General features: G+C 73.4%; 9 protein-coding genes. All 9 read left to right on the top strand.

Annotated elements, in window-relative coordinates:
* Nucleotides 1-311: 311 nt before the first annotated feature.
* The 9 genes from ACIP89_RS01750 (at nt 312) to ACIP89_RS01710 (ending at nt 15,227) form a co-directional block, all read left to right on the top strand.
* Nucleotides 312-1,727, top strand: a complete 1,416-nt coding sequence (locus ACIP89_RS01750) for a hypothetical protein (RefSeq protein WP_402112400.1) — start codon at nt 312-314, stop codon at nt 1,725-1,727.
* An 11-nt stretch (nt 1,728-1,738) separates the two neighbouring features.
* Nucleotides 1,739-2,791 (top strand): glutamate ABC transporter substrate-binding protein, encoded by a 1,053-nt coding sequence (locus ACIP89_RS01745; RefSeq protein ID WP_401921552.1) that lies wholly within the window; start codon nt 1,739-1,741, stop codon nt 2,789-2,791.
* A 66-nt stretch (nt 2,792-2,857) separates the two neighbouring features.
* Nucleotides 2,858-4,189: a hypothetical protein gene (locus ACIP89_RS01740; protein WP_401921553.1), complete on the top strand. Its 1,332-nt coding sequence runs from the start codon at nt 2,858-2,860 to the stop codon at nt 4,187-4,189.
* A 109-nt stretch (nt 4,190-4,298) separates the two neighbouring features.
* A complete protein-coding gene (locus ACIP89_RS01735) occupies nt 4,299-7,061 on the top strand; it encodes a tetratricopeptide repeat protein (protein ID WP_402112398.1) in 2,763 nt (920 codons plus the stop codon).
* Nucleotides 7,058-8,296, top strand: a complete 1,239-nt coding sequence (locus tag ACIP89_RS01730; protein ID WP_402112395.1) for a PP2C family serine/threonine-protein phosphatase — start codon at nt 7,058-7,060, stop codon at nt 8,294-8,296. The genes ACIP89_RS01735 and ACIP89_RS01730 overlap by 4 nt, the downstream gene beginning before the upstream one ends.
* A 106-nt stretch (nt 8,297-8,402) precedes the next feature.
* The gene (locus ACIP89_RS01725) at nt 8,403-9,761 is read left to right on the top strand and encodes a VWA domain-containing protein (RefSeq protein ID WP_401921556.1); all 1,359 of its coding nucleotides are present in this window, start codon (nt 8,403-8,405) and stop codon (nt 9,759-9,761) included.
* Nucleotides 9,762-9,868: 107 nt separating this feature from the next.
* On the top strand, nt 9,869-11,218 hold the full coding sequence (locus ACIP89_RS01720) for an FHA domain-containing protein (protein WP_402112392.1): 1,350 nt from the start codon (nt 9,869-9,871) through the stop codon (nt 11,216-11,218).
* Between the two features lie 109 nt (nt 11,219-11,327).
* Nucleotides 11,328-11,732: a globin gene (locus ACIP89_RS01715; protein WP_024494326.1), complete on the top strand. Its 405-nt coding sequence runs from the start codon at nt 11,328-11,330 to the stop codon at nt 11,730-11,732.
* 168 nt (nt 11,733-11,900) lie between these two features.
* Nucleotides 11,901-15,227 (top strand): FtsX-like permease family protein, encoded by a 3,327-nt coding sequence (locus ACIP89_RS01710; RefSeq protein ID WP_402112390.1) that lies wholly within the window; start codon nt 11,901-11,903, stop codon nt 15,225-15,227.

Genomic DNA, 15,227 nt, shown 5'->3' with positions numbered 1-15,227 from the left:
GTCCCGTAGCATTCGTGCTTCGGGGCGCCCCTTCCGCGAGGGAACCGATCAGCCGCCCCGAACGTGTTCCTTGTCGGGGAGATCGGTACAACTTCGGGGGATTGCGCCGTCGATCGTCTTGATCGGCGGCGCCGGCCTTGATCGAATGCTGTTGGCCGCGGTTGCCTGCGGGTGTCCGCGCTCATGGACCGGTGCGGGATCCGGGCGTTCGTTGTGTGGACGCCGTTCCCTGCGGCCATACTTCTGGCCGGGTACCAGTCCCCCGATCGGCCGGGGGGCGGGCCGCCGTCAGTGACCGAGGGGGAGGTCAAGTGACACACCCGCCGAATGTGCGGCCTGCGCCGCCGCGACGCGCGCCCGAGCAGGCGCCCGCGCCGGTGCCCGCAGTCGTGCCGCCGCAGCGCGGTGGCCGCGCGGTGGTCACGGAGCGGCTGCGCGCCGCGGCGACGACCGAACCGGGCCGGCTCCAGATCATCGGGGCGGTACTGGCCCTGCTCGTCGTCGCGTTCGGGGCCGTGACGGCGTTCGAGGTCTCCGGCCGGGCGGCCGCCGCCGACGACGTGGTGACACACAGCCAGCCGCTCAGCGCGGACGCCGCCGACATCTACCGTTCGCTGGCCGACGCCGACGCGGCGGCGGCGAGCGGCTTCCTGGCCGGGCCGCAGGAGCCGAGCAAGGTCCACGAGCAGTACGTGGCGGACATCGAGGAGGCCTCCCGGCTGCTGGTGAAGGCCGCGGCCAACACGGACTCCTCGACGGAGTCCGGCCACGAGATCACCACCCTCAACGAGGAACTCCCGCGCTACACCGGGCTGATCGAGCGGGCCCGCGCGAGCAACCGGCAGGGGCTTCCGCTGGGCGGCGCCTACCTCCGCTACGCGAACCAGAAGATGGCGGGCGACATGCTGCCGGCCGCCGAGCGGCTGTACGCGGCGGAGACCGGCCGGCTCGGCCAGGACTACGACTCCGCGCGCACCTGGCCGTTCTTCTCGCTCGGCATCGGCGTGATCGCGCTGGTCGTGCTCGTCTGGGCCCAGCGGCGCAACTTCCACCGGACGAACCGGGTGCTCAACCACGGCATGCTGGCCGCGACCGCGGCTTCGCTGGTGGTCCTGCTCTGGCTGGCGGTGGGGCATTCGGTGGCCCGCTCCGACCTGTCCGACGCCAACACCCGCGGGCAGCAGTCCCTGGACGTGCTCAACCGGGCGCGCATCGACTCGCTGAAGGCCCGCGCCAACGAGACCCTCACCGTGGTCGCCCGGGGCGCGGTGCTCACCGCGGACGGGAAGAACGACAAGTACGAGACCGACTACGGCACGGGCATGAAGGCACTCGTCGAGGAGCTGGACAGGGCCGCGAAGCTCGCCGAGGACACCCACGACACCGTGGGGAGCGAACCGGTGGCAAAGGCCATCAAGGGTGTCACCGAGTGGCAGAGCCGCCACCGGACCGCCCGCAAGACCGACGACAGCGGCGACTACGACACCGCGCTGACCCAGATCATCGGGACGGCCGACTCGACCAAGGGCTCGACCGGTGAGTCGTTCAACCGCGTGGACGACGCGCTGAAGCAGGCGCTCGCCCATGAGCAGGAAGAGTTCACCCGGGCCGCGCGGGACGGGCGCGGTGCGCTGGGCGGGCTGCCGATAGGCGCGGCGGCCCTCGCCGTGCTGGGCGCGGTCGCCGCGATCGTCGGGGTCAACCGCAGGCTCTCGGAGTTCCGGTGACAGGGGGAGCGATGACAGGGAAGGACGAGCCCGGGACGGGGCGCGCGGGCCCGCTGCGCAGGCTGCGCGGCTGGGGCGGTGTGACCGCCATGGCCGTGGCCTGCGCGCTGACGGCGGCACTGACCCTGCTGCCGCTCTCCCACAGCGGCGGCGCCGCCTTCGGCGAGGGGGTCTCGGGACCGGGCGCGGCACGGGCCGTGCAGGCGCGGGCCGACGACTGCGCCGATCCGGACGCCAGCCTGCCGCCGTCCGTCGCCGGAGGCGCCGCCATCGACCGCATCAAGGCGCGCGGAAAGCTGATCGCGGGCGTCGACCAGAACAGCTTCCAGTGGGGGTACCGCAATCCGGAGTCCGGGGATCTCGAAGGTTTCGACATCGATCTGGTGCGGGCCATCGCCAAGGACATCCTGGGCGACCCCGGCGACGTGATCTTCCGGGCGATCCCCACCAACCAGCGCATCGCCGCCCTGGAGAACGACAAGGTCGACGTCGTCGTCCGGACGATGACGATCAACTGCGCCCGGCTCGACCAGGTCTCGTTCTCCACCGCCTACTTCCAGGCCGGGCAGCAGGTCCTCGCGCCCAAGGACTCCACGATCACCGGCTACAACTCCTCGCTGGCCGGCAAGCGGGTCTGTACGGCGGAGGGGTCCACGGCGTACGAGGCCCTGGAGAAGCAGTCGTTCGGTTCGGTGTTCAAGGACAAGCACGACGGCACCGACGCCGACGAGGACCTGCTCACCGTCCCCAACCAGCTGGACTGCCTGGTGCGGCTCCAGATGGGCGAGGTCGACGCGATCGTCACGGACAACGCCCTGGCGGCCGGCCAGGCCGCCCAGGACCCGGCCGTGGAGCTCAAGGGCGACAAGCCCTTCACCACCGAGTACTACGGCGTGGCCACGAAGAAGGGCGCGGACGATCTGGTGGCCCGGGTCAACCAGGTGCTGGTCGACTACCGGGCCGGCGGCAAGAACAGCCCCTGGATGCGGTCCTACCGCAACTGGCTTCAGGACGGTCTGCCCGGAATCACGGCACCGCCGGTGCCCAAGTACCGCAGCAACTAGGGCCTGGTCCTCGGATCAGGCGGAACCTGCCGGGCCCGTCCGGCAGGGAGAGCGGAGAGGTGATCGATGGGCGTCGCGGGCCCCTTCCCCAGCTACGCGGCCCGGCCCCCCGGCCCGGTCATGGACCGGGACGAGGCGGACCGTGCGCTGGCCCGGCTCGGCGCGGAGCACGAGGCGATCGAGACCTCGCTGCTCGCCCTCCAGGACCACGCCGGACGCCGGCTCCTGGAGGGCGCGGAGCTGACCGGTGTCACCCGGGAGCGCTGGAGCGTCACCGAGCAGTCGATCACGCTGCTGTGGAGCTACTTCGAGGCCTACGCGGGGGTGCTGCACCAGGCCCGTGAGGTGCGGGCCCGGCGGCGCCACCCGAACCGGGACGATCTGTCGGCCCTGACCGAACTGCTGCGCGGCGACGGCGTCACGGTGGCGCACGCCGCCGCCCGGCCCGATCCGTCGATCACCGGCCCGGCCCGGCTCTCCGAGCGGTTCACGCTGGCGGAGCTGGTCAACCGGATGAACGAGCTGTACGCCCGTTCGCTGGACATGGTCGTCGCCTCCGACTCCGTCTGGTCGGCGATGCCCGCCCGGATAGATCTGCTCGCGGCCGAACTGCGCCGCACCAGCTCGCTGGCGCACTCGGTCGGGGTGCGGCCGGGCGAGCACCCGTCGGGGGACGATCTGGAGTCGATCACCCAGGAGCTGGCCACGCTGCGGATGCAGGTGATCTCCGATCCACTGGCGTTCTGGCTGCCGGGGCCCGGCAGTTCGGCACCCGGCGGCGGACGCCCCGACACCACGCGCTACGACCGCGCGGCCCGCGCGCTGGACGAGGTGCGGCGGGAGATCGACGCGGTGCTCGCGGTCCGGCAGGACGCCGAACAGCGGCTGGTCCAGCTGCGCGACGTGCTCTCCCGGGCCGACCGCACGCTGGCCGAGGCCCGCTCCGCGCGCGGCGAGGTGCTGGCCAAGATCGCCGCGTCCGAGGTGCCCGCGGTCAACGGCCCGCCCACCGTGCTCCAGGAGCGTCTCGCCGCCGCTTCCGAGTACCGCAGGCATGCGCAGTGGCACCGGCTCTCGCCGCTTCTGGAGACCCTGGAGCGGCAGGCCGAGGAGGAGCTGCTGCGGGCCAGGGAGCAGCTGACGGCGGTCACCGCCCCGCTGGCCGTCCGGGCGGAGCTGCGTGGCCGGCTGGACGCGTACAAGGCGAAGGTGGCCCGGCACGGACTGGCGGAGGACCCGGTCCTGATCGAGCGGTACGACGCGGCGCGCCGGATGCTGTGGAGCGCACCCTGCGATCTGCGGGTCGCCGCCCAGACGGTGCAGCGTTATCAGGACGCGGCGCTGGAACTGCTGGGGCAGCGGCGCGCGTCGGGACCAGAAGACCGGCGGGACCAGTGAGGACGCTGGTGCCCGAGGGGCATCCGACGGGCCGGACCGGCCGTGGCGGGACGGGCAGTATCAGAGCGACGTGGCCGCTGCGGCTCCGGGGCGAAGAGGGGGAACGACCATGAGTACGCAGTGCCAGCGCCCCGCGTGCGAGGGCAGTTACGAGGACATGGGCGGCGGTGAGCTGTACTGCGACACCTGCGGTCTGGCACCGGTCGTCTCCCCGACGGGGATGGTGAGCTCACCGCCCACCGGGATCGCGGGCGGCGGGCGGGGCAGCTCCAGCTCCTCGGCGCGCGGCAGTTCACGGGCGTCGTCGAGGGCGTCCTCGCGTTCCTCGACGTCCCGGCGGTCGGTGTCGGGGCGGCTCTCGCGCGCCGTGTCCGCGAGCGGGGCCTCGCGTTCGGTCTCGGTGCGCTCCTCCGGTTCCTCGACCGGTGTCTCCGGGCGGAACCGGCTGGGCGCCGGTCTGGTGCTCGTGCCGGACGTGCCGCGTCCCGATCCGCGGACCGCCGTGATGGAGAACCCGGAGGTGCCCGAGCGCAAGCGGTTCTGTTCGCGTTCGGACTGCGGGGCGCCGGTGGGCCGGGCCAGGGGTGCGCAGCCGGGGCGGACGGAGGGGTTCTGCACCAAGTGCGGCCACCCGTACTCGTTCACGCCCAAGCTCCAGGAGGGCGACGTCGTGCACGGCCAGTACGAGGTCGCGGGCTGTCTGGCGCACGGCGGGCTCGGCTGGGTCTACCTCGCGGTGGACCGGGCGGTCTCCGACCGCTGGGTGGTGCTCAAGGGCCTGCTCGACACCGGTGACCAGGACGCCATGGCGGCGGCCATCTCCGAGCGCCGGTTCCTCGCGGAGATCGAGCACTCCAACATCGTCCGCATCTACAACTTCGTCGAGCACCTCGACCAGCGCACCGGTTCGCTGGACGGCTACATAGTGATGGAATACGTGGGCGGCAAGGCCCTCAAGGAGATCGCCAACGAGCGGCGCACCCCGGCCGGGAAGCGGGATCCGCTGCCGGTCGAGCAGGCGTGCGCGTTCGGCATCGAGGCGTTGGAGGCGCTGGGCCACCTGCACAGCCGCAACCTCCTGTACTGCGACTTCAAGGTTGACAACGCGATCCAGACCGAGGACCAGCTGAAGCTGATCGACATGGGCGCGGTCCGCCGGATGGACGACGAGGAGTCGGCCATCTACGGCACGGTGGGGTACCAGGCGCCGGAGGTCGCGGAGGTCGGCCCGTCGGTCGCCTCCGACCTGTACACGGTCGCGCGGACGCTCGCGGTGCTCACCTTCGACTTCCAGGGCTACACGAACGTCTTCGTGGACTCGCTGCCGGACCCGGACAACATCGAGGTGTTCCGGTCCTACGAGTCGTTCTACCGGCTGCTGGTCCGGGCCACCGATCCCGATCCGGTCCGGCGGTTCGCCTCCGCCTCCGAGATGGCGGAGCAGCTGATGGGCGTGTTGCGGGAGGTGGTGTCGCTCCAGACGGGGCGCCCGCGTCCGGCGCTGTCGACCCTGTTCGGTGCGGAGATGCGGGTCACGGACACGGAGTTGTTCACCCGCATGACGGGCGAGGTGTCCCTCCTCGGGGCGCGGAGCGCGGCGACGCGCGGCTCCGGGCGCTTCGGCCGCCGCAGGGGCGCGGGGGCGCTTCCGCCCGCGCCGGGTGCGCCGACGCCGGCCGCGGTGGCGCCGCCGGGCGGTGCCCCGGGCGCGCTGCCCGCCGGGCCGCCTCCCGGGTACACGGCGGGCGCCGGTCCGGTGTCCTCGCCCGCCACCCATGTAAGCGGCGCCGGGTACGCCGTCGCGTCCGCCCACCCGCAGCCGGCGGCCGCCGTTCCGGCCCCCCGGTCCCCCGCCGCGAACACCGGCGCCGGAACAGGGGTGTTCGGCCCGTCCGGCACGGGCGGGGTGCGGCTGGCCGGGCTCGATGTACGGAGCACGTCGCTGGCGCTGCCGGTCCCCCGGGTCGACGCGAACGACCCCAACGCGGGTTTCCTCGCCGGGATGATGGCGTCGGCGCCCGCCGAGCTGATCGCCGCGCTGCGGTCCGTACCGGCCGCCTCGGTGGAGACCAGGCTGCGCGAGCTGCGCGCGTCCCTGGAGATGAACGACCTGGGTGCCGCGCTGGAGACGCTGGCCACCCTTGAGCTGAAGTACCCGGACGACTGGCGGGTGGTCTGGTACCGGGGCATCACCTCCCTGGTGACCGGTGACCACGAGAACGCGGCTCTGTCCTTCGACGCGGTCTACGACGCGTTTCCCGGGGAGCCGGCGCCGAAACTGGCCCTGGGCGTCTGCGCGGAGGTCCTGGGCCAGCTGGACAACGCCGCCGAGTACTACCGGCTGGTGTGGGCCACCGACCCGAGCTTCGTGAGCGCCGCGTTCGGCCTGGCCCGGGTGCAGATCGCCGCCGGGGACCGGGGCGGGGCCGTCGGATCGCTGGAGTCCGTGCCGGAGGCGTCGATCCACTACACGGCGGCCCGGGTCGCGGCGGTACGGGCCCGGCTGCGCGACCGGGCCCCGCAGGAGCCACTGATCACGGACCTGATGGCGGCCTCCGCCCAGGTCTCCGGGCTGGCCGGTCTCGGTCTGGACGCGGTGCGCCGGGAGCAGTTGTCGACCGAGGTGCTGGGGACGGCGCTCGACTGGGTACTCTCCGGAAGTCCCGAGGCCCGTCCCCCGGCGCCGCAGTCACCCGCGGGCGGCGGGGCTCAGGGGCCCGGGACGCTGCTCGGAGTCGAGTTGAACGAGCGCGGCCTGCGGTTCGGGCTCGAACGTTCGTACCGGATGCTCGCCCGGCTTGCGGAGCCCGGTGCCGAGAGGATCGAACTGGTGGAGCGGGCCAACCGTTTCCGCCCCCGAACGTGGGTGTGAAGATGTCGCAGAACGACCAGGAGGCCGCCTTGTCGAGGTGTCCCGGCTGCCAGGAGCCGCTGGAGCCGGGGGATCTGTTCTGCGGGGCGTGCGGGTACGACCTGTCGGCCGTGCCCGAGCCTCCGCGGGACCACCCGACGATCGCCATGGGCACCGCGGTGGCCGCCCCCGCGGAGCCCGGTCCCGTCGCCGCGCCGTCCGCGTCCGGCGATTTCGAGCTGGCGGCGCCGGGCGCGGCCGCCGGGGGCGCGGCGCCCGATCCGCGTGCCGTCGCGGAGCCCACCCCGACGCCACCGGCCGGCACCAAGGTGTGCGTGGCCTGCCGGGCGGGCCGTGTCGATCTCGACGGCTACTGCGAGAACTGCGGCCATGCCCAGCCCCGCGAGCGCGATCACATGGAGCAGGAGCTCGGCTCGGTCGCCGCGGTCACCGATCGCGGGCTGCGCCACCACCGCAACGAGGACTCGTTCGCGATCTCGACGACGGCGCTGCCCGACGGCACCCCGGCCGTGGTGGCGATCGTCTGCGACGGGGTGTCCTCCGCGAGCCGTCCCGACGAGGCGTCGGCCGCCGCGACGACCGCCGCCAACGAGTCGCTGCTGGAGTCGCTGCCGCGCGGAACGCATCCGCAGCAGGCGATGCACGAGGCGATCGTGGCGGCCGCCGAGTCGGTCAACCGGCTGGCCCAGGAGCCCGGCGGGGCCGGGGAGCGCGATCCGCACCGCCAGCAGAACGCCCCGGCGTGCACGCTGGTCGGCGCGGTCATGGCCAACGGGCTGCTGATCGTGGGCTGGGTCGGTGACAGCCGGGTGTACTGGGTGCCGGAGGACCGGAGCAGTCCGCCGGCCCGGCTCACGGAGGACGACTCCTGGGCCGCGCAGATGGTCGCGGCGGGCCTGATGAACGAGGCGGAGGCGTACGCGGACGAGCGGGCCCACGCCATCACCGGCTGGCTGGGCGCCGACTCCTACGAACTGGAGCCGCACACCGCCTCGTTCAAGCCGGACCGGCCGGGCACCGCGGTGATCTGCACGGACGGCCTGTGGAACTACGCGGAGTCCGCGGCCGAGATGTCCGCCGCGCTGCCCCCCGACGCCCACGAACGGCCGCTGCACGGCGCCCAGGTGCTGGTGGGTCACGCGCTCGACGGAGGGGGCCACGACAACGTAACAGTGGCACTGCTGCCGTTCGCCGTACCGGCGCAAGGGGCAGGATCCGCCCGGAGCGACGGTTGAGTCCTGTTCCGTCCGCCGCCTGCCCTTCCGATGACTTTGCCCTTCCGATGACTTTGTCCGTAAATCTGTCTTCATCTGACACGTGGAGCCTCAAGGAGCCGATCAGATGGCCAACTTCTCCAAGTCGAACGTGCCGCAGTTCTCCGTCGAGGTGTACCAGAACGAATTCCTGCCCGAGGGCGGCCGCGAGGTCAACGGCATCATCACCGTCACCTCGACCGGCGGTGGCACCACGGGCGGGGTTCCGCTGACGAGCGCCGCCCACGCGTCCTCGCACCTGCCGGGACAGGCGCCGAACGCCGCCGTGGTGATCATGGTGGACTGCTCGGGTTCGATGGACTACCCGCCCACGAAGATGCGCAACGCCCGCGATGCGACGTCGGCGGCCATCGACACCCTGCGCGACGGCACCTCCTTCGCCGTGATCGACGGTACGCACGTCGCCAGGGAGGTCTACCCGGGCGGCGGACGGCTCGCCACGGCCGGTCCGCAGACCAAGGCGCAGGCGAAGGGGGCGCTGCGCCGGCTCAGCGCGGGCGGCGGTACCGCGATCGGGACGTGGCTGCGGCTGGCCGACCGGCTGCTGAGCTCCACGGACGTGAGCATCCGGCACGGCATCCTGCTGACCGACGGACGCAACGAGCACGAGGCGCCGGAGGATCTGCGGGCCGCGCTCGACGCGTGTGCGGGCCGGTTCACCTGTGACGCCCGCGGGGTCGGCACCGACTGGGAAGTGAAAGAGGTCACAGCGATCGCCTCCGCGCTGCTCGGCACCGCCGACATCGTCGCCGATCCGGCGGGGCTGGCCGCGGACTTCACGCAGATGATGGAGAACGTGATGGGCAAGGAGGTCGCGGACGTCGCGCTGCGGCTCTGGACCCCGGTCGGCGTGGAGATCAAGTTCGTCAAGCAGGTCGCGCCGACGGTCGCCGAGCTGACCGACCGCCGTACGGAGGCGGGACCGCGTGCGGGCGACTACCCCACCGGCTCCTGGGGCGACGAGTCCCGTGACTACCACGTGTGCGTGCAGGTACCGGAGGCCGGTATCGGACAGGAGATGCTGGCGGCCAGGGTCTCGCTGATCCTTCCCGACCCCTCGGGCGGCGCGCCCCAGACCCTTTCGCAGGGGCTGGTACGGGCGGTGTGGACGGACGACATGGTGGCCTCGACGTCGATCAATCCGCAGGTCGCGCACTACACGGGCCAGGCGGAACTGGCACAAGTCATCCAGCAGGGGCTCGATGCCCGCAAGTCGGGAGACTTCGACGGCGCGACGGCCAAACTCGGCCGCGCGGTGCAGCTGGCGTCGGCGTCGGGGAACGCGGATACCGCGAAACTGCTTTCGAAGGTGGTAGACGTCGTCGACGCGGCGACAGGTACTGTGCGACTGAAGGCGAAGGTCGCGGAAGCGGACGAGATGACACTCGAAACGCGCTCCACGAAGACCGTCCGCGTCAAGAAGTAACCACATATCCGCACTGATGAGCCGCCCGGCCGGATCCGTCCGCCGGGCGGCGAAGCAAGAAAAATGACGGCCCCCTGGGCCGGACGAGGAGAGGGGGAAGCGCCGACATGCCGACCTGCCCGAACGGACACCAGTCGGGTTCCGAGGACTGGTGCGAGGTCTGCGGCCATCGCGTGGCCGGGGCCGCCGTCCCGCCGCCGCCTCCCCCGCCGCCCGCTCCCGGCTACGGATATCCGCCGAGCCCCGGCCCGGACGCGACCGCCCAGGCCGACATCTGCCCGCAGTGCCGCACCCCGAGGGAGGCGATGGCGCCGTTCTGCGAGGAGTGCCGCTGGAACTTCCTCACGAACACCGCGACCTCGTACACGCCGCTGGCCCCGCAGCACGGCGGACCGAGCGGACCGCCCGGTCCCGGCGGCCCCGTCCCCGGAATCAGCCCGCCTCAGGGCTTCCCGGGCCAGCCGCCCGGACCTCCGCAGCCCCGCGACCCCTTCGAGTACCAGGGCTCGCGCCCCTCGCAGGTGAACCGGCCGGCCGAACCGCTCTCCTCCGGTCCCGGTCAGCCCGGCCCCGGTCAGCCGCCGTTCCCGGGACAGCACGGGCAGCAGGGCCCGCCGCCTCCGCCGGCTCCGTTCCAGCAGGGCCCCGGTCAGAGCCCGCAGGGGCAGCCCGGTCCGCAGGGACAGCACGGCCACCAGCAGGGCTTTCCGCAGGGTCAGCACGGCAGCCAGCAGCAGGGGTTCCCGCAGGGGCAGCAGCACGCCCAGCAGCAGAGCTCGTCGCAGGGCTCGCCCCCGCCGCCCTCGTTCCAGCAGCAGAGTGCCGCGCCCGCGTTCCAGCAGACGGCTCCCCCGGTCTTCGACCCTTCCGCCCCGGCGCCCCCGCCGCAGGCCGAGCGGCCCGGCAACGACGACTGGATGCTTTCGCCGCCGGCGCAGCCCCAGGCCCCGCAGCCGCCGATGCAGCAGCAGCCCTACCCCGGGCAGAACCAGGGCCCCGGCATGGGCCAGGACCAGGGACCGGGTCAGGTACCGGGTCAGGGGCAGGCGTCCACGAGCTGGGCGGCCGTCGTCGCTCCGGACCGTGACTACTTCCTGGCGATGATGCAGCGCAGCGGTCCCGAGGCCACCGGGCTCAACCTGCCCGCGTACTCCCCGGAGCAGCACCTTCCGCTGACCGGCAGCCAGATCACGATCGGCCGCCGCCGGCACAGCACGGGCGAGTCCCCCGACATCGACCTGTCCGTGCCCCCGGAGGACCCGGGCGTCTCGCACCAGCACGCGGTACTGGTGCAGCAGCCGGACAACAGCTGGGCCGTGGTGGACCAGAACTCCACCAACGGCACCACGCTCAACGGCGCCGAGGACCCGATCCAGCCCTACGTCCCCGTTCCGCTCCAGGACGGCGACCAGGTGCACGTCGGGGCGTGGACGACGATCACGATCCGCCGGGGCTGACGTCCCGGGCACGGCGCACGGCCGGTGAGGGGCACCCTCGCCGGCCGCTGTGATCATCAGGATCCACCGGGCCCCTGTCCCCCGCCGCGGCGTCTGCGACGATGGACAGGTGACTGAGAACCCGCGCGACACAGTGCAGGAGCTGACCTTCTACGAGCTGGTCGGCGGCGAGGAGACCTTCCGGCGCCTGGTCCACCGCTTCTACCAGGGCGTGGCCGGGGACCCGCTGCTGCGGCCGATGTACCCGGAGGAGGATCTGGGCCCGGCCGAGGAGCGGTTCACGCTGTTCCTGATCCAGTACTGGGGCGGCCCGCGCACCTACAGTGACCAGCGCGGACACCCCCGGCTGCGGATGCGGCACGTACCGTTCCGGGTGGACCGGGCCGCGCACGACGCCTGGCTGAGCCACATGCGGGTGGCGCTCGACGAGCTCGGACTGGCCCCGGAGCACGAGCGGCAGCTCTGGGACTACCTCACCTACGCGGCCGCCTCGATGGTGAACACCGAGGGCTGAGTCCCGGCCGGGACGCACCGGAACGTGTACGGAATCCGGTACTCCGCCGCCGGATAACGGTCACGATCCCATCAAGGTGTGGCCAAGGGCGGTATACCGCGGCAGCTCCACTCTGAAAGCATCCATGCAACGCCGGGGGGCGTGTTCATGCGATGAGAGTGGGGCAGGGTGACGGGGTTCGTTCTACTGCGGGTGAGGGCGCACCGGCTCCTCCTCGCCGCGGCCGTGCTGGCCGTGCTGCTCACCACCTCCGTCCTGGCCGCGCTCACCGCCTTCTCCGGCTCCATCGGCGACGCCGCGCTGCGCCACACCCTCACCCACCGGTCCGCCGCCGACGCGTCCCTCCTCATATCGGCGCAGGTCGCGCCCGATCAGCGGGACGCCCTCGACGCCTCGGCGCGCAAGGCCGCCCGCACCACGTTCGACGGCCTTCCGGTGACCGTGCGGAAGCTGGAGGCGTCGGGCCCGTACGCGCTGCCGCGCGGTCTCCAGACCCCGGCCGCCCGCCGCGGCGACCCCGACCTCACCCACTTCGCCTCGCTCGACCTCAGCCGTGTCCGGCTCACCGGGGGCCGGATGCCCGCGGCCGGGGCGGGGAAGCCCGGAGAGCCGGTCCAGGTCGCGCTGCCGGGCACCGCCGCGGAGGCCCTCGGGCTGAAGCCGGGCGCCCGGCTGACGCTCACCGACCGGATCGGCGGCAAGCTGCAGCAGATCCTCGTCACCGGTCTCTACGAGGCCTCGGACCAGGCCGATCCGTACTGGCAGCTGGACGCGGCCGGCGGGCGCGGCGTCCGCCGGGTCGTCTTCACGACGTACGGACCGCTGCTCACCGACCCCGCGGTGCTCGGCTCGGGCCGAACCAGTTCCGGCGAGGTCTCCTATCTGGCGTCGGCCGACTTCCGTACCCTCACCACGGACCGGATGGCCGCGCTGCGCGACGCGGCGACCGAGGGTCCCAGGCAGCTGCTCGCCGCACCCGAGCTCAAGAACGGGGCGAGCGCCCGGACCCAGCTGCCCACCGTTCTCGACCAGATCGACCGGGGGCTGCTCGTCTCCCGCTCGACGCTGATGATCGTGGCCGTGCAGCTGGTGCTGCTGGCCGGTTACACGCTGCTGCTGGTGGCCCGGCTGCTGAGCAGCGAGCGCGGCGGCGAGACGGAACTGCTGCGGGCGCGCGGCGGATCGCGCGCCCGGATCACCTCGTTCGCCGCGATCGAGGCGCTGCTGCTCGCGCTGCCCGCCGCCGTCGTCGCCCCGCTGCTCGCCGGACCGCTGACCCGGCTCCTGGCGGACCGCAGCGAGCTGTCCCGGATCGGGCTGCGGCTCGGCGGGACCGCCACCGGCACGGTGTGGCTGGTGGCCGCCGTCACCGCACTGGCCTGCGCGCTCGCCGTGGTGGCGCCGGCGCTCGCCGCGAGCGCCGGCGGACGCCGCTCCACCCGCGCCGCCGCCCTGCCCGCGCCGGTGCGCGCGGGGGCGGACATCGGGCTGCTGGCGGTCGCCGGGGTGGCGTACTGGCAGCTCGACCGGCAGACCGGGGGCGCGGGCAGCGGTGCGCTCAGCGGCGACCGGGCGGGCGGCCTCGGCATCGATCCGCTGCTGGTCGTCGCGCCCGCCCTGGCCCTGCTCGCGGGCACCGTGGTGACGCTGCGGCTACTGCCGCCCGCGGCCAGGCTCGCGGAGCGGTGGGCGGCCGGCGGCCGGGGGCTCGTCACGGCGCTGGCCGGCTGGCAGTTCAGCCGTCGGCCGCTGCGCGGCGCGGGTCCGGTGCTGCTGCTGGTGCTGTCGGTCGCGATGGGCATGCTGGCGATCGGCCAGAGCGCCTCGTGGGACCGTTCGCAGCGGGACCAGGCCGACTTCAGGTCCGGCGCCCCGGTCCGGGTGCTGGGCGGCGTCAACGCGGACCCGGCGCGCTCGGGCGCGTACGCGCGGCTGCCGGGGGTACGGCAGGCGGCGCCCGCGTTCCGGACGTCGGTGGAGCTCTCCGGCGGCCGCACGGCCGAGGTGCTGGCCCTGGACACCGCGCACGCCGACGAGCGGATGCTGATGCGCGACGACCTCGCCGACGGGGCCACGGGCCGTCTGTTCGGCTCCCTCGCACCGCCCCGCACCACACGGCCGGGACTGCTGCTGCCGCCCGGCAGCACCCGGCTCCGCCTCGATCTGCGCATAGCGTCCGGGCCGAAGACCGGGAACACCGCGCGTTCCGGCACGAGTCCGGTGGTCACCGTGCTGCTGGAGGACCGTTACGGCATCCCGTACCGGGTGGTCGCCGGTTCCGTACCGGTGGACGGGAAGGGGCATCCGCTCTCGCTGAAGGTGGACCCGGCCGGTGAGCTGTCGGTGACCGGGTTCGAGCTGGACAGCGCGCAGCCGGTCGGGCGGGGCGAATCGCACCGGCTCACCGTCAGCGGGCTGCGGACCGTGACCGGGGGCGGCGCCGAACGGCCGGTCCCGGTCCCCGGCGGATTCCGCTGGCGGGCGGCCCTGAGCACCGACGCGTTCGGGGAGGTCCAGCCGGGCCCCGCGCTGCATCCGGCCGGTTCAGCCGCGCAGCCGCTCACCCTCGACTACCCGACCGGCTCCGTCACGGCCGAGGAAGCGGTGCCGGCCCTCAATGTGCGGATCACCGCAGCGCGCCCCCGGGCGGCCACGCTGAACGGTGTGGCCACGGACGCCTATTTGAAGGCCTCCGGTGCCAGGACCGGGCAGAGCGTGGACGTGACGCTGGCCGGTGAGACGGTCCGGGTGAAGATCGTGCGGACCGTCCACGCGCTCCCGACGACCGGTCCGGGCTCCACCGCCTCCCTGTCCTCCACCTCCTTGTCCTCCGGACAGACACGGGCGGCCCGGGACGGCGGCGCGCTGCTCCTCGACCTCAGGGCCGTCAGCCAGGTCTTCGCGGAGCGGGGCGGCGCCGTGCTCACCGCCACCGAGTGGTGGCTCAGCACCGCTCCCGGCCGCAGTGCCGAGGTGGCGGCCGCGCTCCGGGCACGGGCCGACACCGATCCGGCGCAGGTCCAGGTACGGGACGAGGCCGCGGACGAGCTGGTGAGCGATCCGCTGGGGGCGGGCCCGCAGTCCGCGCTGCTGGCCGTGGCGGTCGTGGCGGCGGCGCTGGCCGGGGTCGGCTTCGCGGTGACGGCGGTCGGCTCGCGGCGTGAACGGTCCGCGGAGTTCGCGGTCCTGCGGGCGCTGGGGGCGCCACGGCGGCGGCTGGCCCGCATGATCGCCGCCGAACAGGGCGTACTGATCGCCATCGGGCTGCTGGTGGGGGCGGTCCTCGGGGCCCTGCTGACCCGGGCGGTGGTGCCGCTCGTCGTGCTGACCGGACAGGCCGCCCGGCCCGTACCTGACGTCTCTGTGCAACTGCCCGCCGGACAGGTCGCGGTGCTGCTCGCCGCCTTCGCCGCCCTGCCGTTGCTGATCGTCGCGGTCCTCGCGCTCCGGCGCACGGACCCGGCGGTCTCGCTGCGCCACCAGGGGGACAACTGA

Origin of the sequence: Streptomyces sp. NPDC088730, assembly GCF_044751215.1 — a bacterium.
Classification (GTDB): domain Bacteria; phylum Actinomycetota; class Actinomycetes; order Streptomycetales; family Streptomycetaceae; genus Streptomyces.
The sequence above is the reverse complement of the archived record's forward strand: the minus strand, read 5'-3'. Positions and strand labels throughout refer to the sequence as shown.

Bases quoted from the DNA above. Each gene is read 5' to 3' on its own strand.
- ACIP89_RS01745 (WP_401921552.1), top strand. From the start codon at position 1,739: ATGACAGGGAAGGACGAGCCCGGGACGGGGCGCGCGGGCCCGCTGCGC.
- ACIP89_RS01740 (WP_401921553.1), top strand. From the start codon at position 2,858: ATGGGCGTCGCGGGCCCCTTCCCCAGCTACGCGGCCCGGCCCCCCGGC.
- ACIP89_RS01735 (WP_402112398.1), top strand. From the start codon at position 4,299: ATGAGTACGCAGTGCCAGCGCCCCGCGTGCGAGGGCAGTTACGAGGAC.
- ACIP89_RS01725 (WP_401921556.1), top strand. From the start codon at position 8,403: ATGGCCAACTTCTCCAAGTCGAACGTGCCGCAGTTCTCCGTCGAGGTG.
- ACIP89_RS01720 (WP_402112392.1), top strand. From the start codon at position 9,869: ATGCCGACCTGCCCGAACGGACACCAGTCGGGTTCCGAGGACTGGTGC.